Consider the following 22796-nt stretch of genomic DNA (forward strand, 5'->3'; position numbering starts at 1 on the left):
CGCCGCCGCTCCGGCGCCGACCCCGGCTCCGGCTGCTGCCGCTCCGGCGGCTGCACCCGCCGCCGCCCCGGCCGCCAAGCCCGCCGAGAAGGGCTTCTTCGGCAAGCTGCTCGACGCGATCTTCGGCAAGAACTGATCGCCCTGACATGAAGAAGGCCCCGGAGATCGCTCTCCGGGGCCTTTTTCGTATCCGCTGTCCGGCGGCTTATTCCGGCAGGTCTTCCGCCAGGATGGCCATTTCGAACATGAAGCTGCCCGCCTCATCCTCGTCCTCGAACACCACGCCGATGAACTCGTCGCCAACATAGACCTCGGCCGAGTCGGCCGGCTTGCCGCGCGGCTTCACGATGATGCCGCCGGTGTTGAAGGTGCGCTTCAGGTGCGTCTCGACGCGCTTCATGTCGGCGGCGTTCATGGGGGAGTCCTCAAAAGTCTGGAATTCGCGCGGACCCTAGAGAAAGGGGCCCGGCATTTCCACCGCTATCGTCATCCTCAGGCAAGCGCTCGAGCCGCCCCCTCCACCACGCTACGCGCGGTCCCCCTCCCCACCTTCGGTGGAGAGGTGAGGCTGAGTTCACCTCTCCACGCAGTGGGGAGGTGGCTCGACGGCGAAGCCGGAGAGACGGAGGGGGCGGCGCGGGCGACAAAGAGCGCGCGCCAGCCTCTCAGATCACGAAGTCATACACGATGTCGGCCAGCGTATGGTCCATCGTCCGGGCGGGGGCCGCCTCGGTCGGGCAGTTGACCAGACGCGCGGGCACGCCCGCCACGGTGCAGCCCGCCGGGACCGGCTTCAGCACCACAGAGCCCGAGGCCACCTTGGCGTAGTCGCCGACGGTGATGTTGCCCAGCACCTTGGCGCCCGCGCCCAGCAGGACGCCCTTGCCGATCTTCGGATGGCGATCGCCGCGCTCGGCGCCGGTGCCGCCCAGGGTCACCCCGTGCAGCATCGAGACCTCGTCGCCGACAATGGCGGTCTCGCCGATGACGATGCCCGTGCCGTGGTCCAGGAACAGACCGGCGCCCATCTTCGCCGCCGGATGGATGTCGATCTGGAACAGCTCGGACATCCGGCTCTGCAGGTGGAAGGCCAGGGTGTCGCGACCCTGCGTCCACAGCCAGTGCGCCACGCGGTGCGCCTGCAGGGCCTGGAAGCCCTTGAAGTAGAGGAAGGGCTGCAGCAGCGAGCGGATCGCCGGATCGCGCTCCGACACCGCCTGCAGGTCGGCCTCGGCGGCGGCCACGATCGACGGATCGGCGGCATAGGCGCTCAGGCAGACCTCGCGGATCGACATGGGCCCCAGTTCGCTGTCGCCCATCTTGCGCGCGATCTGGAAGCTCAGGGCCGAGGCCATGTCGCCGTGCGACAGGACCACCGCATTCATCTGCGAGGCCAGATGCGGCTCGGCGCGCGCCGCCGCCTCCGCCGCTGCGCGCAGCAGGGTCCAGGCGTCCGGTTCGGCGGCGACGACTTCGAGCTTGGGCATCACGGGCTCCATCAGGCGGCGATCATACGCTGGCCAGCATGGCCTCCGCCAGTTCGGGCGGAAGTTCGCCCTCTCGCGCCATATGGTAGGCCCGAAGCACTGTCGCCAACGTAAACATGTCCCGGATCGATCCCCGCCCGATTTCGCGCAGCAGATCGCCGAACGGCACCCGGACGACCCGGATGATCTCCGTCTCGTCCGGCGCGACCGGAACCTCGGTGAAATCCCACGCCAGCCAGGCCATCGCCCGCTCATCGGTGATCGAGTTCGACATCTCGGCGCGATAGGCCAGCGTCCACTGCGCCGCCGCCAGACCGGCCTCCTCGGCCAGCTCGCGCTTCGCCCCTTCCAGCGGGTCCTCACCATAGGGCGCGCCGCCCTCCGGCATCTCCCACGACCAGTTCATCAGGGCGAACCGCTGCTGGCCCACCAGGGTCACCGTCCCGTCCGCATGCAGGGGCAGCACGCCCACCGACATGTTCTGCGGCCGCATGACCATATAGTCAGCCTTGTGCCCGGTCGGCGCGGTGGCGTCGTGCCGGGTCAGCTTCATCCACTGGCTCTCGAAGAAGACGCTGTGCCCCGCATCCTTCCAGGGCGGCGGACGGTCGCTTCCGTCGTCCCAGAGCGGGGTCGGGCGGTCCTTGTCGAAGGCGTCACGGGAGTCGGTCATGCTCCGGGTATGGCGCCCCGGCGCGCGGACGACTAGCTACACCTCATGACCGATACCGATCTGGGCGCCGCCCTGCCCCTTCCGACCGCGTCCGCCGACTTCGCGGATCGTCTCGCCCGCCGCCGTTCGGCCCCGGCCCAGAGCCTCGCCGATCCCGGCCCGTCGCGAGACGAGGTCGAGCGCATCCTGCTGCTGGGCGCCCGAACCCCGGATCACGGCAAGCTCTTCCCCTGGCGGTTCGTGGTGCTGGGCCCGCAAAGCCGCGTCGAGCTGGCGGAAAAGCTTCTGCCCCTCGCCGACGCCCAGCCGGGCGCGGACAAGGCCCGCAAGGTGCTCAGCAAGCTGACGGCGCCGCCCCTGACGATTCTGGTGGTCTCCTCCCCGGTCGACAGCCCCAAGGTGCCGGTCTGGGAGCAGCAGCTGTCGGCGGGCGCGGTCTGCATGAACCTCGAGCACGCCGCCAACGCGCTCGGCTATTCGGCCAGTTGGATCACGGACTGGTACAGCTATGACGCCGCCGCGGTCGCCCTGCTTGGACTGAAGAACGGCGAGACCGTCGCGGGCTTCATCCACATCGGGACCCTGGCCGAGGCGCCGCTGGAGCGGCCTCGTCCGGACCTGACCGCCATCACCGAGTGGAAGCTCTAGGCGAAGACCCCCGCCACCTGCAGGCTGGTCGCCAGACCAAACAGGATCGTCGTCGCGATCAACGCGACCACCAGTCCGAATTCGACCAGATCCCGCTTCATACGGGAAAGCTTGCGCAGATTCGCGTTAACAAACCACCTATGCGCGCTCGCCTGACACGTAACGCGCGTGCAGCAGCGGCTTGCCCAGCCAGTAGCAGAGCTCGGCCGGGCGGCTGATGTCCCACACCGCCAGATCGGCGGCCTTGCCGGGCTCGATGGTTCCCACGTCGCTCAGCCCCAGCGCCTTGGCCGCCACCCGGGTCGCCCCGGCCAGCGCCTCTTCCGGCGTCAGGCGGAACTGCACGCAGGCCAGGTTCAGCGCCGCCGTCATCGAGGCCACCGGCGAGGTGCCCGGATTGCAGTCCGTGGCCACCGCCATCTCCACCCCGTGCTGGCGGAACAGCTGGACCGGCGGCAGGGTCGTCTCCCGCAGCATCAGGAAGGCGCCCGGCAGCAGCACCGCCACCACGCCCGCCTCGGCCATGGCCTTCACGCCCGGCTCGGTCGTGTGCTCCACATGGTCCGCCGACAGGGCGTTGTATTTCGCCGCCAGCGCCGCTCCGCCGCCGTCCGACAGCTGGTCGGCGTGCAACTTCACCGGCAGGCCCAGCGCCTTCGCCTTCCCGAACAGGCGCGACACCTCCTCCGTCGTGAAGGCGATGGGCTCGCAATAGGCGTCGACCATGTCGACCAGCCCTTCGGCATGCGCCTCCGGCAGGATGTCGTCGATGGCCAGGTCGACATAGGCGCCGCGATCCGCCTTCAGCTCCGGCGGCACGGCGTGCAGGCCCAGGTAGCTGGTGCGCACCCGCACCCCCGCCTCGCGCCCGATCCGCCGCGCCACGCGCAGCATGGCCAGTTCGCTGTCTCGGTCGAGGCCATAGCCGGACTTGATCTCGACGGTCGTCACGCCCGTGGCCTTCAGCCCCTCCAGCCGCGACAGGGCGCTGGCGTAGAGTTCTTCTTCCGACGCCGCCCGCGTGGCCTTCACCGAGGAGACGATGCCGCCGCCGGCGCGCGCGATCTCCTCATAGGTCGCGCCGCCCAGCCGCTGCTCGAACTCGCCCGACCGGTCGCCGCCGAACACCAGATGGGTATGGCAGTCGATCAGCCCCGGCGTGACCCAGCGCCCGTCCAGTCCTTCGACCGCGTCCGCTTCCGGCGCCTCCGCCCTCGGCCCGACCCATGCGATCTTGTCGTCGCGAATCAGGATGGCCCCGTCCTCGATCGCCCCGTAGGCGCCCTCGCCCGCCATCGTCGCCACATGGCATTCGGTCAGCAGTGTCGTGCTCATCGGGCCTCCGGGCGCGCGGGAGAGAAGCGGGCGACCAGATCATAGGCCTGTCCCGGGAAGGTCTGCCACGCCCAGGTCACCCCCAGCCCGTCGGCCCAGGTCCGGCGCTCCAGCTTCAGGCAGGCCTCGCCCGCCGTCAGATCGAGCCGCAAGGCCGTCTCCCGGTCCGCCGCCACCGCCGCGATCCGGTGCTCGGCCTCGGTCCACGGCGCCCGCTTCAGCAGCCAGCCGCCCGGCGACACCGCCTCGAACGTCTCCGCCGCCGCGTCCGGCGTCGCCTCCAGCCCGATCAGGCGGCGCTCCAGCGCAAACGGCGCGCCGTCCGCCCGGTGCAGGCAGGTCACCGCCACCACCCGCTCGCCCAGCCAGCGCTCGTCTTCCGTCGCCGCCCGCTCCGACCGCTCCAGCCGCTCATAGCCGTAGGCCATGCCGCGCGCCGCGATCTCGGCGGCGATGTCGGGGATGTCCAGCACGGCGGAATGCACCGGCGGCCTCGCCACCACCGACCCGGCCCGGCGCCGCCGCACGATCAGCCCCCGCGCCGACAGGTCGGTCAGCGCCTTCGACACCGTCATCCGCGCGCAGCCGTATTCGGCCTGCAGCTCGGCCTCCGTCGGCACCCGCGCCCCGGGCGGCCATTCGCCCGACAGGATGCGCCGCTCGATGTCCGCGCCGATCCGGCGATGCAGCGAGCTCATCCGCCCAGCACGGCGTCCAGCGCCCGGCGATACCGCGCCTCGATGGCGTCCCGACCCACATGGCGGCCGTTCTCGACCACCACCTTGCCCCGCCGCCAGACGGTGCGGATCGCTCGCTTCGGCCCGGCGAAGACCAGGCTGTCCAGCAGGGCGTCGTCGCTCCGGCCCGCATAGGCCAGATCATCCGTCTCCAACGCCACGATGTCCGCCGCCTGCCCGACCGCGATCCCCGTAGTCCCGCCGGTCGCCTGCGCCCCGCCCGCCAGCGCACGCCGGTACAGGGTCCCGCCGGTCGAGGCTTGCTTGTCCGCCAGCACCGCCCGCCCGCGCCGCGTCAGCCGCTGGCTGTACTCCAGCGCCCGCAGCTCGCCCGCCGCGTCGATCAGCACATTGGAGTCGGTCCCGACCCCGAAGGCTCCGCCCTCAGCGAAGAAGTCCACCGCCGGGAAGATCCCGTCGCCGAGGTTGGCCTCCGTCACCGGGCACAGGCCCGCGACGGCGCCGCTCTTCGCCATCCGCGTGGTCTCGTCCGCCGTCAGATGGGTGGCGTGAATCAGGCACCAGCGCCGGTCCAGCCCGACATTGTCCAGCAGCCACTGCACCGGCCGCGCCCCGGACCAGTCGAGGCAGTCCTGAACTTCCTTGGTCTGCTCCGCTGCATGGATGTGCACCGGCCCGTCGCCGGCCATGGGCACGACCGCCGCGATCTCCTCCGGCGTCACCGCCCGCAGGCTGTGCGGCGCCACGCCGACCACCGCGTCCGGCAGGGCCGAGGCGATCCTGCGGCTCTCATCCATCAGCTTCGCAAAGCCGCCGATGTCATTGATAAATCGCCGCTGTCCGTGCGCGGGCGCGGTCCCGCCAAAGCCCGCGTGGGCGTAGAAGACCGGCAGCAGGGTCAGGGCGATCCCGGTCGCCTCCGCCGCCGCCGCGATCCGCCCGGCCAGCTCGCCCCGGTCGGCGTAGGCCCGCCCGTCCGGGTCATTGTGCAGGTAGTGGAACTCCCCCACCCGGGTGAAGCCGCCCTCCAGCATCTCGGCGAACGCCAGGGCCGTGATCGCCTCGATCTCCTCCGGCCCGCCCCGGTCGAGGAAGCGGTACATCAGCGCCCGCCAGGACCAGAAGTCGTCGCCCTCGTTGGGTCCGCGCTCTTCCGTCAGCCCGGCCATGGCGCGCTGGAAGGCGTGGCTGTGCACGTTCGACAGGCCCGGCAGGGCCACGCCCAGATCGGCCTCGCCCGGCGCCTGCACGGCGTCCGTCTCGACCGCGGAAACCGCTCCGTCCGCGACGGTGATCCTCACATTCCCGGCCCAGCCCTGCGGCAGCAGGGCGCGGCGGAAGAACAGGCTGTGGGTCGCGGTTTCCGGCACTGGACAACTCTCCATCGTCGCGAATATGTCTATACATAATCAGCAAACTGACAAGGAGGCGGAGATGACGGACTGGCTGACGGTGACGCCCGGCGACGCCCCCCTGATCGTCGCCTTCCCCCACACCGGCACGGACATCCCGGCGCGCATCGAGGCGGGCATGATCGACCCCTGGCGCGCCCGCAAGGACGCCGACTGGTGGATCGACCGCCTCTACGCCTTCGCCACGGAACTGGGCGCCACTACGGTTCGCACCGGCATCTCGCGCAGCGTCATCGACGTGAACCGCGATCCTTCCGGCCAGTCCCTCTATCCCGGCATGACGACCACCGGCCTCTGCCCCACCGAGACCTTCGACGGCGAGCCGCTGTACCAGCCGGGCCACGAGCCCGACGCGGTCGAGATCGAGGCCCGCCGCACCGAATTCTTCGATCCCTATCACGCCGCCATCACCGCCCAGATCGAGCGGCTGTCGGCCGACGGCGGCCCGGTCGTCCTCTACGACGCCCACTCCATCCGCTCGTACGTCCCGCGCCTGTTCGACGGGCAGTTGCCGCAGTTCAACATCGGCGACAACGGCGGCGTCACCTGCGACCCCGCCCTGACCTCGGCCGTCGAGGCCGCCTGCATAGCCTCGGGCGACACCCATGTCGTCAACGGCCGCTTCAAGGGCGGCTGGACCACGCGCCACTACGGCCGGCCGGCCAAAGGCGTGCACGCCATCCAGATGGAGCTGGCCTGCCGTGGCTATGTCGACGAGCCGTCGGAAATGACCGCCGCGACCTGGCCCACACCGTTCGACGCAGCCCGCGCCGCCCCGATCACGCGCACCCTGCGCGATGTCCTCACCGCCGCCCGCGACTTCGCGATCAGCCAGCGAGCCTGACCTCATGAGCAACAGCAACGCCCGTATCGTGCGCGCCCCGCGCGGCACGGAAATGACCGCCAAGACCTGGGCCGCCGAGGCCGCCCTGCGGATGATGATGAACAACCTCGATCCCGAGGTGGCCGAGCGTCCGGAAGACCTCGTCGTCTACGGCGGCATCGGCAAGGCCGCCCGCAACTGGCAGGCCTTCGACACCATCGTCGAACAACTGCGCGCGCTGGAGGCCGACCAGACCCTGCTGGTCCAGTCAGGCAAGCCGGTCGGCGTCTTCCACACCCACGCCGACGCCCCCCGCGTCCTGATCGCCAACTCCAACCTGGTCCCCAAATGGGCGACCTGGGACCACTTCAACGAGCTCGATAAGAAGGGGCTGGCCATGTACGGCCAGATGACCGCCGGCTCGTGGATCTACATCGGCACCCAGGGCATCGTTCAGGGCACCTACGAGACCTTCATGGAGGCCGGACGCCAGCATTACGACGGCGACTGGTCGGGCAAGTGGATCCTGACCGCCGGCCTCGGCGGCATGGGCGGCGCCCAGACGCTGGCGGCGACCATGGCGGGCGCCTCCTGCCTCGCCATCGAGTGCCAGCGCAGCCGGATCGAGATGCGCCTGCGCACCCGCTACCTCGACGTCATGGCCGAGACGCTGGACGAGGCCCTGGCCCTGATCGAACAGTCGAAGATCGACAAAAAGCCCATCTCTGTCGGCTTCTTGGGCAATGCAGCTGAAGTTTTGCCTGAACTGGTCAAGCGCGGCGTCCGGCCCGATCTGGTCACCGATCAGACCAGTGCCCACGACCTCGTCAACGGCTACCTGCCCATGGGCTGGACCGTCGCGGAGTGGGAAGAGAAGCGCCAGTCCGACCCCGCCGCCGTCGAGGCCGCCGCGCGGAAATCCTGCGCCGTCCACGTCCAGGCCATGCTCGATTTCGAGGCCATGGGCATCCCGGTCACCGACTACGGCAACAACATCCGTCAGGTCGCCTTCGATGCGGGCGTGACCAACGCCTTCGACTTCCCCGGCTTCGTCCCGGCCTATATCCGCCCCCTCTTCTGCCGCGGCGTCGGCCCCTTCCGCTGGGCCGCCCTGACCGGCGATCCGGAGGACATCCGCAAGACCGACGCGGCGATGAAAAAGCTGTTCCCGGACAACGCGGGCCTGCACCGCTGGCTCGACATGGCGGGCGAGCGCATCGCCTTCCAGGGCCTGCCCGCCCGCATCTGCTGGATCGGTCTGGGCGACCGCCACCGCGCCGGCCTGATGTTCAATGAGATGGTCGCTTCGGGCGAGCTGTCCGGCCCCATCGTCATCGGCCGCGACCACCTCGACTCCGGCTCTGTCGCCAGCCCCAACCGCGAGACCGAGGCCATGCAGGACGGCTCGGACGCCGTCTCCGACTGGCCCCTGCTCAACGCCCTGCTCAACACCGCCTCGGGCGCCAGCTGGGTGTCACTGCACCACGGCGGCGGCGTCGGCATGGGCTACTCCCAGCACTCGGGCGTCGTCATCGTCGCCGACGGCACGCCCGAAGCCGCCGCCCGCCTCGAACGCGTCCTCTGGAACGACCCCGCCACCGGCGTCATGCGCCACGCCGACGCGGGCTATGAGATCGCCAAGCAGGCCGCCCGCGAGCATGGCCTGAACCTGCCGAGCCTGAAGTAAGCATCATGACCCACATCACCATCGGCTCCGCCTCCCTCACCCTGCCGCAGCTCCGCGCCGTTCTCGAAGGCCCCGTCACGGTCAGCCTGACCGACGCCGCCTGGGCCAATGTCGAAAAGGGCGCGGCCGTCGTCGCCGCCATCCTCGCCGAGGGTCGCACCGTCTACGGGATCAACACCGGCTTCGGCCTGCTGGCCAACACCAGCATCGCGCCGGAAGACCTTGAAACCCTTCAGAAGAACCTGGTGCTCAGCCACGCCTGCGGCGTCGGCGCCCTGCTGTCGGACGACGTCGTCCGCCTGCTGATGGTGCTGAAGATCGCCAGCCTGTCGCGGGGCGCCTCAGGCGTCCGCCGCGAGACGCTCGAGACCCTGGTCGCCATGGTCAACGGCGGCGTCCTGCCGTGTATCCCATCCAAGGGCTCGGTCGGCGCCTCAGGCGATCTCGCCCCGCTGGCGCACATGTCCTGCGTCCTGATCGGCGTCGGCGAGGCGCGCGTAAACGGCGAGATCCTGCCCGCCGAAGCCGCGCTGGCCGCCATCGGCCTCAAGCCGATCACCTTGGGCCCCAAGGAAGGGCTGGCCCTGCTCAACGGCACCCAGTGTTCGACCGCCCTGGCCCTGGCCGGCCTGTTCGCGGCCGAGGCCTGTTTCGCCGCCGGCGTCGCCGCGGGCGCCCTGTCGGTCGACGCCCTGAAGGGTTCGGACGCGCCGTTCGACCACCGCATCCACGCCCTGCGCGGCCAGCCCGGCCAGATCGACGTCGCCGCCCGCCTGCGCGGCCTGATGGCCGGCTCGGCGATCCGCGAAAGCCACCGCGAGGACTGCGCCAAGGTGCAGGACCCCTACTCCCTGCGCTGCCAGCCGCAGGTTATGGGCGCGACGCTGGACGTCCTGCGCAACGCCGCCGCCATGCTGGTGCGCGAGGCCAATGCCGTCACCGACAATCCGCTGGTCTTCATCGAGGACGGAGACGTCATCTCGGGCGGCAATTTCCACGCTGAACCCGTCGCCTACGCCGCCGACCAGATCGCCATGGCCCTGTGCGAGATCGGAAACATCTCCGAGCGCCGCACCTCCATTCTGGTCGATCCCAAGATGAGCGAACTGCCCGCCTTCCTGGTCAAGGAAAGCGGCCTGAACTCCGGCTTCATGATCGCCCAGGTCACCGCCGCCGCCCTCGTGGCCGAGAACCGGATGGTCGCCCACCCCTGCGTGATCGACACCGTGCCGACCAGCGCCAATCAGGAAGACCACGTCTCCATGGCCACCCACGGCGCCCGCCGCCTGCTCGACATGGCCGAGAACACCGCCACCGTCGTCGGCATCGAACTGCTGGCCGCCGCGCAAGGCCTGGACTTCCACCGCCCGCTGACGTCGTCGCCCGACCTCGAACAGGTCTGGAGCATCGTCCGCGAAGCCGCCGAGCCCTACGCCTCCGACAAATACTTCGCCCCGGACATCGAACGCGCGACAGCCACGGTGCGGGCGGGCCGGTATCGCGTGTTCGCGGCGGACCTGCTGCCGTCGGCGTAACTTCGAGCCCTCTCCCCTCGGGAGAGGGAGGGGCCCACGCCGCAAGGCGTGGGAGGGAGTGGGGGTACAAAGCCAGCCACGCCTGACTCCGCTCCAATCCCCCACACCCCAAACCCCACACCCTCCCACCGACTACGTCGGCGGGCCCCACCCTCTCCCCACGGGAGAGGGAATTTCACGCCCTACGTCCAAAAACGACGCACCGGGATGTCAGACTGCACTCCGGTCTTTGACATCACGGTTGAACCACCGCCCGCACACCCCGCCTCAGGCGAATTTGTGCACTATGTGCACTCCATTTTTTTTCGAGTGCACTTTTCAGCCCTGCAGCGGCGCCCGCGCCAGCGCGGTCAGATTGGCCGAGCCGGTGCAGAAGCAGACGGTCCGCATCTGCCGGATCACCGTCCGGAAATGCTCGACCACCGCCTCGGTCGAGACGGTCGCCGCCTGAAGCACCCCCGCCGCCTGACCGACCATGTCGGCGCCCAGCCGGATGGCCTTGGCCGCGTCCACACCGTCCCGGATGCCGCCCGAACCGATGATGAGGGTCCGGGGACAGGCCGCCCGCGCCTCGACGATGGCCCGCGCCGTCGGGATGCCCCAGTCGGCGAAGGCGGCGGCGTGGGCCTTGTCCGCGTCATCCTGAGCCCGCTCGCCCTCGACCAGCGCCCAGTTCGAGCCACCCGCTCCGGACACGTCCAGCGCCGCGACGCCCATGGCCGCCAGTCGCCTCGCGGTCGCCGCCGAAATCCCCGCCCCGGTCTCCTTGACCACCACCGGGAAGTCGGCCGCCCGCACCAGAGCCTCCAGCGCCGCGCCGACGCCCCACCAGTCGCGGTCGCCCTCGGGCTGGCAGGCCTCCTGCAGCGGGTTCAGATGCACCACCAGGGCGTCGGCGGCGACCATGTCGACCAGCCGCCGCGCCTCGTCCGCCCCCACGCCCCGCGTCAGCTGCGCCGCGCCGATATTGGCCAGGATGGGGGTGTCGGGCGCCTTCAGTCTGAGGCTCATGTCCAGCCCCGGCGTGGGGCCGTCGGCTTCCAGCGCCGCCCGTTGCGATCCGACCGCCAGGGCGATGCCCAGCGACTGGGCCGCCTCCGCCAGCCGGGCGTTGATCGCCTCGGCCCGCGACGGCCCGCCGGTCATGGCGCTGATCAGCAGGGGCGCCTTCAGCCGTCGGCCCAGGAAGTCCGTTCCCAGATCGATCTTGCCGTAGTCGAGGTCCGGCAGGGCCTCGTGCACGAACCGCACCGCATCCAGCCCCGTGTCGCGTCCGTGCCGGGCCTTGCCGGACAGGATCACGTCCAGATGCTGGTCCTTGCGGGCGACGAGGTCGGACATGGGCGGCCCTCCGGCCGTCAGGGCTGCTGCTTCTCGACGATCAGGGCGTAGGACCCGGTCTGCCCCTGCTGGAAGGTGCCGGCCCGGATCTCGTACTCGCCGTCCTCCGGCGCGGTCCATTCCAGCTTGGAGTGGGTGTCCGACAGGCCGTCGTCATCCGAGCCTAGGGCTTCGAAATTGTCGCCCTCCGGAGCCCGGCCGACGATCAGGAAGCTGTCGACCTCGTTCGACACCATCTTGATCACCAGCTTCTCGCCTTCCTTCAGCGTGACCCGATAGGCGTCATAGAAGCTGTTGTCGTCGGCGGTGGCGTCGGTCTCGGTCAGGCTGCCGCGGGCGGTCGCGCCGACCAGCAGGCTGCCCGGACGCGGCTGCGGGCCGCGATCCAGCAGCTCCAGCGAGTACAGGCCCTTTCCGTCCGAAGTCAGCGGCAGGGCGCGCAGCACATAGCGGCCGTCGGCCGGCAGGGTGAAGCTCAGGCGCGAGTCGGTGCCCTCGCCCAGCCCGTCGTCATCCTGCGCCAGCGGGCTGAACTCGCCCTCGGCGTGCCCGATCTGCAGATAGGTGTCGAAGTCGCCAGAGCGCATGACGGCCCGGACGCGCTGCCCCTCGCGGCCGTCGAAGACATAGGCGTCGTAGCCCCGGTCCTCGCTGTCGCGGGAATCGTTCTCGCCGATCTCTCCTTGCAGGTCGGCGCCGAAGGCCAGCGGCTGCGGCGGCCGGTCCGGCTCGATCTCGGTGATCGTCAGCCGGTACTCGCCGGTCGACTCCGAGAAGGCCCGGGCCTCCACCACATAGGCGCCGTCGCGCGGCAGGGTGAAGATCAGCCGGGAGTTGGTCCCCTCCGGTCCGCCGTCGTCGTCCGACGCCAGGCTGGTCTGGCCGTCGTCGAACAGTTCCAGATAGGTGTCGAAGGCCGTCGAGGTCATGTCGATGCGGACCCGCTGGCCCGCCCGGCCGTTGAACCGGTAGGCGTCGGCATAGACGCCGCTGGCGCTACGCCCGTCCTGCTCGGTCAACTCGCCGCGCACGTTCTCGCCGATGCGGATCGACCGCGCCTCGACCGGCGGCGGCCCCTCGGACAGGGTCAGGGTGTAGGCCCCGCCCCCGCCCGCGCCCAGCGGCGCGGCCCGGATGACGTACTCGCCGGTGGTCGGCAGGGTGAAGGTCAGGCGCGAGTTCAGCCCCGAGTCCTCGCCGTCGTCATTGTAGGCCAGCTCGGTGAAGCCGCCCTCGCCCATGGTCCCGATGCGGACCATCGGATCGAAGCTCTCGGAGTCCAGCGCGATCGACACCCGCTCTCCGGCCCGCCCGCTGAAGCTCCAGGCCTCATAGGCGATGCCGTCGTCGGTCTCCGGGTCGCCCTCGCCGATGTCGCCGGACTTGGTCTCACCGACGCGGATCGGCTCGGGCGCCGGCGCAACGCCGGCCGCGGCGCGCTCGGTCAGGCTCAGGCTGTAGGCGCCGCCCTCAAGGCCCGACAGCGGGCGGGCGCGGACCACATAGACGCCGTCCGCCGGGGCGGTGAAGCGCAGGCGCGAGTTGGTGCCCTCGCCCAGTCCGTCGTCATCGCTGGCCAGCGGCACGTCCTCGTCCTGCCCCTCGGGCTGGACCTGCAGGAAGGTATCGAAGGCGTCGGAGCGCATGACGACCTCGAACCGCTGTCCGGCCAGAGCCGTCACGGTGTAGCTGTCGAAGCGGTAGGCGTCGTCGGGGCCCATCGCATCGCCTTCCGCGATCTCCCCCTCGATCTTGTCGCCGGGCGCCAGCGGGCGCACCTCCTGCGCGAAGGCGGGACCGGCAACGGCGGCGGCGAGCGCCAGGCTGCTGACGGCGGCGAGAATGGTCTGACGGCGCATGCATATCCCCTCGGAGTCGGTGGTGATCATAGACGCCGAACCCCGCCATCTGTAAATCGCGCGGACCGCACGATTCCTGACGACCGGAGCCGAAACCCATGACGGCCGAACCCGCCCGCGCGACCCTCATCGACGGAAAGGCCTTCGCGGCCGGTCTGGTGGACCGCGTCGCCGCCGCCGCCGCCCGGCTGGAAGCCGCCCACGGCGTGACCCCGGGACTGGCCGTCGTCATCGTCGGCGATGATCCCGCCAGCCAGATCTACGTCCGCAACAAGGGCGAAACGACCCTGCGGGCGGGCATGCGCTCCGACACCCACCGCCTGCCGGACACGACGACCCAGGCCGAGCTGCTGGCCCTGATCGCCCAGTTGAACGACGACGCGGGCATCCACGGCATCCTCGTCCAGTTGCCCCTGCCCGACCATATCGACAGCAGCGCCGTTCTGGACGCCATCGATCCGGACAAGGACGTCGACGGCTTCCATGTGGTCAATGCGGGCCGTCTGGCCGTCGGCCTGCCGGGCATGGTCCCCTGCACCCCGCTGGGCTGCATCATGCTGCTGCGCGCCGAGCTCGGCGACCTGTCGGGCCTGAACGCCGTGGTCGTGGGCCGCTCCAACATCGTCGGCAAGCCGATGGCCCAGCTGCTGCTGGCCGAGAGCTGCACCGTCACCATCGCCCACTCTCGGACGAAGGACCTGCCCGCCCTGTGCCGCACCGCCGACATCGTCGTCGCGGCCGTGGGCCGGCCCGAGATGGTGCGCGGCGACTGGATCAAGCCGGGCGCGACCGTCATCGACGTGGGCATCAACCGCGTCCCCTCGAAGGACCCGGTCAAGGCCGCCGAGGGCAAGACCCGCGTGGTCGGCGACGTCGCCTTCGACGAGGCGTCCGCCGTGGCCGGGCGCATCACCCCCGTGCCCGGCGGCGTGGGGCCCATGACCATCGCCTGCCTGCTGGCCAACACCTACACGGCGGCCTGCCGCAGCATAGGTGTGGACGCCGACTCCCTGGACGCTTGAACCGGAACCGATGCGGCCCAATAGTCTTCCTCAACGCAGTCTGAGGAGACGCCGATGATCCGGATTTCGCCCCGCGTTGCCGCCCTGTCCGCCGTGGTCGTGCTCGCCCCCGCTGTCACCGGCTGCGGCATCAATGCGATCCCGACGAAGGAAGAGGCGGCCAAGGCCCGCTGGGCGGACGTCCAGTCCCAGTACCAGCGCCGTGCGGACCTGATCCCCAATCTCGTGGCCACCGTACAGGGCGCGGCGGTTCAGGAGCGCACGACCCTGACGCAGGTCATCGAGGCCCGCGCCCGCGCCACCAGCGTGCAGGTCACACCCGAGACCCTGAACGACCCCCAGGCCTTCCAACGCTTCCAGGCGGCCCAGGGCGAGCTTTCGCAGGCGCTGAGCCGCCTGCTGCTCGTCACGGAAAACTATCCACAGCTTCAGTCGAACCAGAACTTCCTCGCCCTGCAGTCCCAGCTCGAGGGCACCGAGAACCGCATCGCCGTGGCGCGGCGCGACTACAATGAGGCCGTTCGCGACTACAACACCTCGCTGCGCACCTTCCCGACGGTGATCTGGGCCAGCACCATCCACGGTGGCTCGCGCCCGATGCAGGCCTTCACCGCGACGGAAGCCGCCCAGTCGGCGCCCAACGTCAACTTCGACGCCCTGAACCCCTCGCCCCCGCCGCCCTCCGCGGCGCCGGGTTCCGCCCCGCCGGCCGCGCCGGCCCGGTGATCCCCCGCCCCCCTGAAGGCCTGACGGCCCGACCGGCCGCGATCCTCGCGGTCCTGCTCGCGGCCGTCTGGCTGGCGGCCTCGCCCGTCCTCGCGCAGTCGGCGCCGCGCTTTCCGGCCCTGACCGGACGCGTGGTCGATCAGGCGGACCTGATCTCCCCCGAAACCGAAGCCGCGCTGACGACGAAGCTGGAGGCGCTGGAGCGGGACACCACCGATCAGGTGGTCGTGGTCACCGTGCCGGACCTGCAGGGTCGCGAGATCGAGGATTACGGCTACCAGCTCGGACGCGCCTGGGGCATCGGCCAGGAGGGCAAGAACAACGGCGTCGTCCTGCTGATCGCCCGCGACGAGCGCCGCGTCCGGATCGACGTCGGCTACGGGCTTGAGGGGGTGCTGACGGACGCCCTGTCCGCCCTGATCATCCACAACGACATCCTGCCCGCCCTCCGGGAGGGTTCCTATGATCGCGGCGTCACCGAAGGGGTGAACGCCATCGACGCCCAGTTGCGGCTCGATCCGGCCGAGGCCCAGGCCCGCGCCGCGGCGGCGGAGCGTCCGGAGTCCGGCGCCCCGATCGGCCCGGCGGTCCTGATCATGGTCGTCTTCCTGTTCCTGGCGCTGGGTCTGATCGGCAGCGTCGGCCGTCGCGGCCGGCGGCGGCGCGGAAACGGCGTGGCGCCGATCCTGATCTGGGCCGCCAGTGAGGCCCTGCGCAACAACGGCCGCGGCGGTTGGGGCGGGGGCGGCGGCTGGGGCGGCGGTGGAGGCGGAGGCTTCGGCGGCGGTGGCGGCAGTTTCGGCGGTGGAGGCGCTTCGGGCGGATGGTGATCAAGGCGACCCCGGAAACCCACGCCCGCATCGCCGCGGCCATCGCCGCCGCCGAGGCCAACACCTCGGGCGAGGTCTTTTGCGTCCTGGCCCGCAAGGTGTCCTCGTACCGCGACGTGTCGCTGGCCTGGGCGGCGGCCGCGGCCCTGATCCTGCCGCTTGGACTGGTGCCGCTGGGGTTTGAGCCCGATTGGGTCCCCGGCCTGACGGACAGCTGGGAGGCCGCGCACCTGGCCGCGCGGGACGCCAACATCGGTCATGCTGTCACCGCCTACGCCCTGATCCAGGCGGCGGTCTTCCTCGGCGTCTTCCTGCTGACCTCCATCCCCTTCCTGCGGCGCTGGGTCACCCCGCGCAGCATCCGGCGGGCGCGGGTGCAGAAGGCCGCCATGCAGCAGTTCCTCGCCCACGGCCTTCATGTGACCGAGGCCCGCACGGGCGTGCTTCTGTTCGCCTCCCTGGCCGATCATCAGGTCGAGGTGATCGCCGACCAGGGCATCCATTCCCGCGTCGACCAGGGCGTCTGGGGCGACGCCGTCGAAGCCCTGTCCAAGGGTCTGAAGCGCGGCGACGCCGCCGCCGGGTTCGAGGCCGCCGTGGGCCTTTGCGGCGCGGTGCTGGCCGAACATTTCCCGCCGTCGTCACGGGATCGCAACGAGATCGAGGACAAGCTGGTTATTATCTGAACAGGCGGCGCCCCCGGGGCGTCCCAATCGGGGTTCACAGCCCTGACCGCCTGCGAGGCCAGCCCGGAATATCATGCCACGCCTTTTGACCTATAACGTCCATCGCTGCGTCGGCATGGATCGCAAACTGGACGTCAGCCGCATCGCCGCGGTGATCGCCGAGCACGAGCCGGACATCGTCTGCCTGCAGGAGCTGGACGTCGGCCGGGCCCGTACCGGCTTCGTCGATCAGGCCCGCTCCATCGCCGACCAACTGGCCATGAGCTACCACTTCCACCCGGCGATGCGGGTCGAGGCGGAGCTCTACGGGGATGCGGTCCTGACCCACCTGCCCGAGCGGCTGGTCCGCTCGGCGGCCCTGCCCACGGTCCGCGGCGTTCCGGGGCTGGAACCGCGCGGCGCCCTGTGGGTCGCGGTCGAGATCGACGGCGTGACGCTGAACGTCTTCAACACCCATCTCGGGCTGGTCCCGCGTGAACAGCGGCTGCAGGCGGCCGCCCTCGTCGGCGACCAGTGGCTGGGCCATCCCGACTGCAAGGGGCCGACGCTGCTGACCGGCGACTTCAACGCCACCTCGGTGACCCGCCCCTATCAGACCCTCGCCCGCAAGCTGGCGGACTGCCAGAGGGAGCTGGGGCTGAAGCCTTCGGTGAAGACCTTCCCTTCCAGCTTCCCGGCCATCCGCATCGACCACTGCTTCACCAGCCCCGAGGTGGTCGTGACCGGGGTGCAGGCGCCGTTCTCACCGCTGGCGCGGATGGCCTCGGACCACCTTCCCCTGATCGTCGACTTCGAGATCAGGCAGGGCTGATCCGTCGCCGGTGGGACGTCGCCCGCCGCCGCCAGGGACGGAAGGCGTCGCGGGTCGAGGTCGGGTCGCCCAGCTGGAATTCGGCGATCATCTGCTCGACCCGGGACGGCGGGGTCGCCCCCAGAGCCTGCATCCGTCCGGTATCGAACCGCTGCACCGCCTCGCCGACCGAGCCGGTCAATTTTTCCGCCGCCGCGAACGCCTCGGCCTCGACGCCGATCCAGTGCCCGAGGGTCCGGTGCCGGTAGGCCCTGATCGCCTCCCGCCCCGCATCCGTCCCCGGCGCCGCCGCCACGTCACATTCGGTATCGAAGCCGAGCGACCGGTTGTTCAGATTGGTCGAGCCGATCCGGAGCACTTCGTCGTCATAGATCGACATCTTGGCGTGAACGATGATCCGCTCGCCCTCGGCGGTATGGGGCGCGAAGGCGAAGAAGCGGTTGTTCCGATCCGCCTGCTCCAGACGGAACAGCACCTCGGAACGGGCCGTGTCCATGGTCAGGCGATCAAACCAGCTGGGGCTGCCGCCGGTCGAGACCAGCACCACCTCGGGCCCGTCCCATTCCGCCAGTCGCTCGGCCAAGGCCGCGGCGATGACCGGCGAGGTGAAATACTGGTTCTCCAGATAGATCAGTTTCTTCGCCCGGCGGATGGCGTCCAGGTGCAGGGCCTCGTTCTCGCGCACCTCGTTACGCGGTCCCCAGTCCGGCTCGGTCCGGGCGATGGCGAAGGGCGTATCCACCAGATCGGGCGTCACGCTGTCGGGCCAGGGGTCGCCCGGCGCCTCGTCGACGATCGTCCGCTCGCCGGTGGCGATGCGCCAGCGTTCGCGAGCCAGATCCCCGAGCGCGCGCGCGGCGGCTCCATCGACCACGCACATCACTTCGTGCCGCGGCGGCGCGATCAGGCCTGACGGCATGCAGCGGCGCGGATCGCCGTCCAGATGCTCACAGGAGTCCCAGCGGTCCACCGAGACATCGCCCCCGCCGCAGAAGGCGACGGCGTCATCGATGATCACCACCTTCTGGTGATGGCAGGCGCCGGGCGCGGGCGGCGGATCGAGCCGGAACTCGACCATGCGCTTGCGGAACCATCTCTGGGCGCGCTGCGGGAAGAAGCCCTGCGAGGCGGCGATGACCAGCGGCGATTTCCAGATCAGCAGCCGCACATCCAGCTCCGGCCGCGACTTCACCAGCATGCGCAGGAGGTGGCCGATCTCGTCCGTGGGGCCGGCCGCGGCGTCGTCCGGATGCAGCCGTGTGCGGGGATCAAACTGCCAGCCCAGCACCACGACCGACCGTTGGGCCTTGTCCAGCGCCTCACGGAGGGCGGCGAAATAGGCCGCGTTCTCCATCAGCACGGCGAACCGACCGGCGGTTTCCACCCGCCAGCAGTTCCTGCCCGGCTCAAACAAGCTGTCGTCGTGGTTGTGCATGCCGCTACGCCTGACCGATTCGCATGACGGCGGCATGCGCCTCCCCCGTCAGGAGACGCGCGCCACGCCTTTCCGTTCCCATGCGGCGTTGTGAACGGTCAATGGTGACGCTTTGTTCACGTGGGACGCATTGTTTCGCGACACGATTGGGCGCATAACGTCGTCCGTCATTCGGACAGGGGAGATCGGCGATGCAAGCGCTGATCGATTTGATCGCCGGCTTCATCGCCATGCTCGCCGCTGCGGCCCTGTCGCAGTTCGGCCTGGACATGGACGCCCCGCGCAAGTCCGAGCGCGAGATCCATCGCGTGCGCGATTGCTCGCCCCCGTCGGCCCGGACCGTCATCGCCGTCTCGCAGGACCAGAAGCAGGATTGTTGAAGGCCTCCGGAATCGTCCGGACTCGCCTTTGCTCTGCGTGCCTGACCCGCTAGGGTTCCCTCGTCCCCCAGCGGGCGTCCTCGCGACGCCGTTCGAGACGAGATCGCCGCGTAATGAAGCCTCCCCGCCAACGGCCGCCGCTCAACCTGTCTGACCCCGCGTCGGAGCCTGCGACCGAGCCTGCCGTCGAGACCGCCGAAACCGCCGCGGAACCGGCGGAGGCCGCGCCGCGTCCGGCGGAACGCCCGATGTCGGAACGCCGTCGCCGTCGCCTTGCGGAGGAAGAACGTCAGGCCGCCGCCCGCGCCGCCCAGGCCGAGGACGCCGCCCGCGCGCCCGCCGAACCGGAGCCCGTGGTGGAGCCCGTGTTCCAGCCCTCGCCGAAGCCCGCCGCCGTTGAGACCCGCGCCCTGGCCGAAAGCGCCGAGGCCCCTCCGGTCGCCTTCTCGCCGCCGCCGACGCCCGCGCCGGTGAGCCCGTCCCGCCGCCGTGAGACGCCCCAGCCGTCGGGCCGTCACGCTTATCTGGTCGCCGGGGTCGCCGCGGCGCTGTGGATCGGCGGCGTCGCCGCCTGGGCTGCCTTCGAGATCGGCTCGGGCTCCGTGGACCTGGAGCCCCTGCGCATCGCCGTCTACGCCCTGATCGCTCTGGCTCCCGCGGGTCTGGCCATCATGCTGGCCCACGCCGTCCGTCAGGGCGCCGGGCTGGCCGCCGAGACCAAGCGCGCCCGTGATCTGTCCGAGGCGCTGATCGCCCCGACCGCCCTCGCCGCCCAACAGACCGGCGAGGTGCTGCAGACCCTTCGCGCCGACATCGACCAGGCGTCGCTGGCCGCCGAGCGCGCCCGCAACGACATGGCCCTGCTGCGCGAAGCGCTGGCGCAGGAAACCGCGCGCCTCAATGAGGCCGCCGAGACCGCCAGCCGCACCGCCCGCCGCCTGACCGAACAGCTCGGCGGCGAACGCGACCAGATGCAGACCCTCGGCACGGCGCTGGACAAGCAGGCCGCCGGGGTGCTGGACGCCGTCGAGCGCCAGTCGCGCATGGTCGTGGACGCTTCCGATCTGGCCCAGACCCAGCTGCGCGAAGCCGAAGCCGCCCTGGCCGCCCGGGCCGCCGATCTGGCCGCCGCCGCCGGCGAGGCCCAGGACGCCGCCCGCGTCGCCGCCGACGACCTGGCCCGCCAGACCCTGCGCCTCGAGAACGCCGGCTCGGGCGTCGCCGAACAGATCCAGTCGGTCGAGGAAGGCCTCGGCCAGCAACGCGCCGCCCTGGTGACCGCCGCCTACGCCCTGCGCACGGATCAGGAAGACTTCTCGGCCCAGGTCGAGAGCCAGCGCGCCCAGCTGAGCGAACAGCTGTCGGCCGCCCGCACCGCCGCCGGCGAACTGGGCGAGACCTCGGCCCGCACGACCGAGAGCGTGAAGGACCTCGTCGAGGCCGCCACCGACCAGTTCAAGGCGCTGGTGGAGATGTCCCAGCGCGAGGCCGACGGCTTCGACGCCGCCACCAAGGTGGCGCTGGACCGCTTCGAGGCCCTGGCCGCCGAAGCGCGCGACGCCCTGGTCGAGGAGACCCGCCGCGCCCTGGCCGCCCTGCAGGCCACCGCCGAGGACTCCCGCATCGCCGCCGGCGAAGCCGCCGATCAGGCCCAGCTTCGCGCGGATCGCCTCGGCGAAGCCATGTTCGAGGCCGCCCAGAAGGCCGACGCCGCCGCCGACTCGCGTCTGGAAAGCGCCCGTCGCATCGTCTCGGAGTCCGGGACCCTGCTGGAGCAGTCCGGCGACCGCGCGCTGGAGAAGCTGGAGCTCACCGTCGAACGGATGGACGCCGCGCTCGCGCGGATCGACGAAGCCATCGGCGATCTGGACGACCGCGCCGGCCGCCTGCCCGAAGAGGCCCGCAGGCGGGTCGAGGAGGTGCGCAACACGGTCGAGGAAGGCCTCGCCGCCCTGTCGGCCGCCTCGCAGAAGGCCGCCGCCGACACCGAGGCGCTGGACGCCGGCTTCCAGGAACGTGTCCGCCGCAACTACGACATGCTGACCGAGACGGTGCGCCTGATGGGCGTGGTCTCGGGCGAGGGAACGACCGCGCGCCGACGCGAAACCCCGCCGCCGCCCCCCGAGCCCGAGCCCCTGCGTCCGGCCCGCGCCGAGGAGAAGGGCTTCGGCCTGCGCAACCGGCTGAAGCTGGAGCCGACGAACAGCGCCGCGCCCCCGGCCCGTCCGCTGGACTGGGCCGATCTGGTCGATGGCGGCGGCGCCGACGACGCGCCGCTGGACCTGGACACCCCGGTCATGCCGCCCGCGGCCCTCGGCGAGGGCAATCTGGAAGCCCTCAGCCAACGCGTGGTGACCGCCATCCGCCGGATGGGCGTCGATCCGAACGCCCTGCTGCCGCGGTCGCGCGTGGAAGAGGCCGCCAACGCCATCACCGATCGCGACTCCGACCGCGCACGCCAGATCGTCCGCCGCGTGGCTCCGGCCGCGGTGCGCAGCGTGTCGCGCCGGGTGCTGACCGATCCGGATCTGCGCACCGACGCGGAATCCTACGTCCGCGCCTTCAGCCGGGATCTGGCGGGGTACGCCGCCGTCGGCGACGGGGCGGCGGTGCTGGGACGGCTGACCTCGGACGGCGGGCGGGCCTTCATGCTGCTGGACGCCGCCATCGGCGACCTGGGCTGAGGCGGTTCGCGCGGAGGATGAAAACACCTCCCGCGTTGCGCGAAACCGGTGTTTTCAACTTGACGCGACCGGGGGGATGGCGACACCGTCCCTTCCCGTCACGTAACTGTCACGAAGTAGCCCGTACCCATGGCCGAGCTTGATCAGACGTCGACGGACACCCGCCCCGCGATCGTGATCTGCGCGTGGGATGCCGGGGAATCCGGCTGGGATCCGGTCGAGGACCTGTCCGGCGAACCGTGGAACCCCAACGGCGCCCGCACCGTCCCGGTGCCGTCCGACGCCCCTGAAGCCCTGGCCTCGACCCTCGCCGGTCATCTGAGCGACCGGCGCACCCGCGCCCTCCTGCTGGTCGGTCGGACCCGCAAGGCCAGCGGGTTCCGCCTGCAGATGCGGGCCGAGAACCGGACGCTGGACGGCGCCCGCGCCGATGACGTCGGCCCCAGCATCGCCCGCGCGACGGCGCCGGTCGGCGAGATGGTCCGTGCACTGAACGAGGCCGGTCTGGCGGCCGGCGCGACCTCGGACGCCGAGGAGGATGCGGGCAGCTATCTGCTCTACCGCGTGCTGTCCGGCCTGCCCGACGACGCCGACACCCCGGTCGTCGGCCTGTTGCGCGCACCGGAGAACGAGCCGGACGCGGCCGTGCAGCGCGCGGTGAAGACCGCCGCCCAGGCCATGGCGCGTCATCTGGCGCCCCTGCCCCGCAGCCGACCGGTCTGAT

General features: G+C 70.8%; 21 protein-coding genes. 12 read left to right on the forward strand and 9 right to left on the reverse strand.

The genetic code is table 11. The features are described 5' to 3' along the window. Positions 1 to 205 precede the first annotated feature (205 nt). The 3 genes from VGE03_RS06665 to VGE03_RS06675 form a co-directional block, all read right to left on the reverse strand. A complete protein-coding gene (locus VGE03_RS06665; protein WP_092310331.1) occupies positions 206 to 415 on the reverse strand; it encodes a DUF3126 family protein in 210 nt (69 codons plus the stop codon). A gap of 250 nt (positions 416 to 665) precedes the next feature. Beyond that, complete coding sequence (gene cysE / locus VGE03_RS06670) at positions 666 to 1487, reverse strand: serine O-acetyltransferase (protein WP_331045692.1); 822 nt, start codon at positions 1485 to 1487, stop codon at positions 666 to 668. Positions 1488 to 1509: 22 nt separating this feature from the next. Next, positions 1510 to 2160: an NUDIX hydrolase gene (locus tag VGE03_RS06675; protein ID WP_331045693.1), complete on the reverse strand. Its 651-nt coding sequence runs from the start codon at positions 2158 to 2160 to the stop codon at positions 1510 to 1512. 45 nt (positions 2161 to 2205) lie between these two features. Here VGE03_RS06675 and VGE03_RS06680 point away from each other — a divergent pair, with 45 nt between their 5' ends. Beyond that, positions 2206 to 2808, forward strand: coding sequence for a nitroreductase (locus VGE03_RS06680; RefSeq protein WP_331045694.1), 603 nt, complete (start codon positions 2206 to 2208; stop codon positions 2806 to 2808). 138 nt (positions 2809 to 2946) lie between these two features. On the opposite strand, the gene hutI is transcribed toward VGE03_RS06680, so the two are convergent. The 3 genes from hutI to VGE03_RS06695 are packed head-to-tail and all read right to left on the reverse strand — an operon-like array spanning position 2947 to position 6226. Next, positions 2947 to 4143 carry an imidazolonepropionase gene (hutI, locus tag VGE03_RS06685; RefSeq protein WP_331045695.1) on the reverse strand — a complete coding sequence of 399 codons (1197 nt, stop codon included), beginning with the start codon at positions 4141 to 4143 and terminating at the stop codon, positions 2947 to 2949. Then, positions 4140 to 4841, reverse strand: a complete 702-nt coding sequence (hutC, locus tag VGE03_RS06690) for a histidine utilization repressor (RefSeq protein WP_331045696.1) — start codon at positions 4839 to 4841, stop codon at positions 4140 to 4142. The genes hutI and hutC overlap by 4 nt, the downstream gene beginning before the upstream one ends. Next, positions 4838 to 6226, reverse strand: coding sequence for a formimidoylglutamate deiminase (locus VGE03_RS06695; protein ID WP_414644902.1), 1389 nt, complete (start codon positions 6224 to 6226; stop codon positions 4838 to 4840). The genes hutC and VGE03_RS06695 overlap by 4 nt, the downstream gene beginning before the upstream one ends. A gap of 49 nt (positions 6227 to 6275) precedes the next feature. Between VGE03_RS06695 and hutG the strand changes: the two genes are divergently transcribed. From hutG to hutH, 3 genes are read left to right on the forward strand one after another with little or no spacing between them, the layout of a single operon-like run. Then, positions 6276 to 7097, forward strand: a complete 822-nt coding sequence (hutG, locus tag VGE03_RS06700) for an N-formylglutamate deformylase (protein WP_331045698.1) — start codon at positions 6276 to 6278, stop codon at positions 7095 to 7097. Between the two features lie 4 nt (positions 7098 to 7101). After that, positions 7102 to 8763 (forward strand): urocanate hydratase, encoded by a 1662-nt coding sequence (gene hutU, locus VGE03_RS06705; RefSeq protein WP_331045699.1) that lies wholly within the window; start codon positions 7102 to 7104, stop codon positions 8761 to 8763. Positions 8764 to 8768: 5 nt separating this feature from the next. Beyond that, on the forward strand, positions 8769 to 10298 hold the full coding sequence (gene hutH / locus VGE03_RS06710) for a histidine ammonia-lyase (protein ID WP_331045700.1): 1530 nt from the start codon (positions 8769 to 8771) through the stop codon (positions 10296 to 10298). A gap of 318 nt (positions 10299 to 10616) precedes the next feature. Here hutH and fni read toward each other — a convergent pair whose 3' ends face one another. After that, positions 10617 to 11639 carry a type 2 isopentenyl-diphosphate Delta-isomerase gene (gene fni / locus VGE03_RS06715; protein ID WP_331045701.1) on the reverse strand — a complete coding sequence of 341 codons (1023 nt, stop codon included), beginning with the start codon at positions 11637 to 11639 and terminating at the stop codon, positions 10617 to 10619. A gap of 17 nt (positions 11640 to 11656) precedes the next feature. Continuing rightward, positions 11657 to 13498 carry a PPC domain-containing protein gene (locus VGE03_RS06720; RefSeq protein WP_331045702.1) on the reverse strand — a complete coding sequence of 614 codons (1842 nt, stop codon included), beginning with the start codon at positions 13496 to 13498 and terminating at the stop codon, positions 11657 to 11659. Between the two features lie 98 nt (positions 13499 to 13596). On the opposite strand from VGE03_RS06720, the gene folD reads away from it, so the two are divergent. From folD to VGE03_RS06745, 5 genes are all read left to right on the forward strand, one after another. Continuing rightward, positions 13597 to 14520, forward strand: a complete 924-nt coding sequence (folD, locus tag VGE03_RS06725) for a bifunctional methylenetetrahydrofolate dehydrogenase/methenyltetrahydrofolate cyclohydrolase FolD (protein WP_331045703.1) — start codon at positions 13597 to 13599, stop codon at positions 14518 to 14520. 54 nt (positions 14521 to 14574) lie between these two features. Beyond that, positions 14575 to 15246 carry a LemA family protein gene (locus VGE03_RS06730; RefSeq protein ID WP_331045704.1) on the forward strand — a complete coding sequence of 224 codons (672 nt, stop codon included), beginning with the start codon at positions 14575 to 14577 and terminating at the stop codon, positions 15244 to 15246. Continuing rightward, positions 15243 to 16076: a TPM domain-containing protein gene (locus VGE03_RS06735; protein ID WP_331045705.1), complete on the forward strand. Its 834-nt coding sequence runs from the start codon at positions 15243 to 15245 to the stop codon at positions 16074 to 16076. The genes VGE03_RS06730 and VGE03_RS06735 overlap by 4 nt, the downstream gene beginning before the upstream one ends. Continuing rightward, positions 16070 to 16762 carry a TPM domain-containing protein gene (locus tag VGE03_RS06740; protein WP_331045706.1) on the forward strand — a complete coding sequence of 231 codons (693 nt, stop codon included), beginning with the start codon at positions 16070 to 16072 and terminating at the stop codon, positions 16760 to 16762. The genes VGE03_RS06735 and VGE03_RS06740 overlap by 7 nt, the downstream gene beginning before the upstream one ends. 73 nt (positions 16763 to 16835) lie before the next feature. Further along, positions 16836 to 17573, forward strand: coding sequence for an endonuclease/exonuclease/phosphatase family protein (locus VGE03_RS06745; protein ID WP_331045707.1), 738 nt, complete (start codon positions 16836 to 16838; stop codon positions 17571 to 17573). Here VGE03_RS06745 and VGE03_RS06750 read toward each other — a convergent pair. Next, positions 17560 to 19008: a phospholipase D-like domain-containing protein gene (locus VGE03_RS06750; protein ID WP_331045708.1), complete on the reverse strand. Its 1449-nt coding sequence runs from the start codon at positions 19006 to 19008 to the stop codon at positions 17560 to 17562. The genes VGE03_RS06745 and VGE03_RS06750 overlap by 14 nt on opposite strands. A 191-nt stretch (positions 19009 to 19199) precedes the next feature. Between VGE03_RS06750 and VGE03_RS06755 the strand changes: the two genes are divergently transcribed. From VGE03_RS06755 to VGE03_RS06765, 3 genes are all read left to right on the forward strand, one after another. Next, entirely contained in the window at positions 19200 to 19388 is a 189-nt protein-coding gene (locus VGE03_RS06755; protein WP_331045709.1) for a hypothetical protein, read from the forward strand. A 113-nt stretch (positions 19389 to 19501) separates the two neighbouring features. Next, positions 19502 to 22072, forward strand: a complete 2571-nt coding sequence (locus VGE03_RS06760; RefSeq protein ID WP_331045710.1) for a tipN — start codon at positions 19502 to 19504, stop codon at positions 22070 to 22072. A 129-nt stretch (positions 22073 to 22201) separates the two neighbouring features. Beyond that, on the forward strand, positions 22202 to 22795 hold the full coding sequence (locus tag VGE03_RS06765) for a hypothetical protein (protein ID WP_331045711.1): 594 nt from the start codon (positions 22202 to 22204) through the stop codon (positions 22793 to 22795). Position 22796: the final 1 nt, after the last annotated feature.

The organism is Brevundimonas sp. (assembly GCF_036400995.1).
Taxonomy (GTDB): domain Bacteria; phylum Pseudomonadota; class Alphaproteobacteria; order Caulobacterales; family Caulobacteraceae; genus Brevundimonas.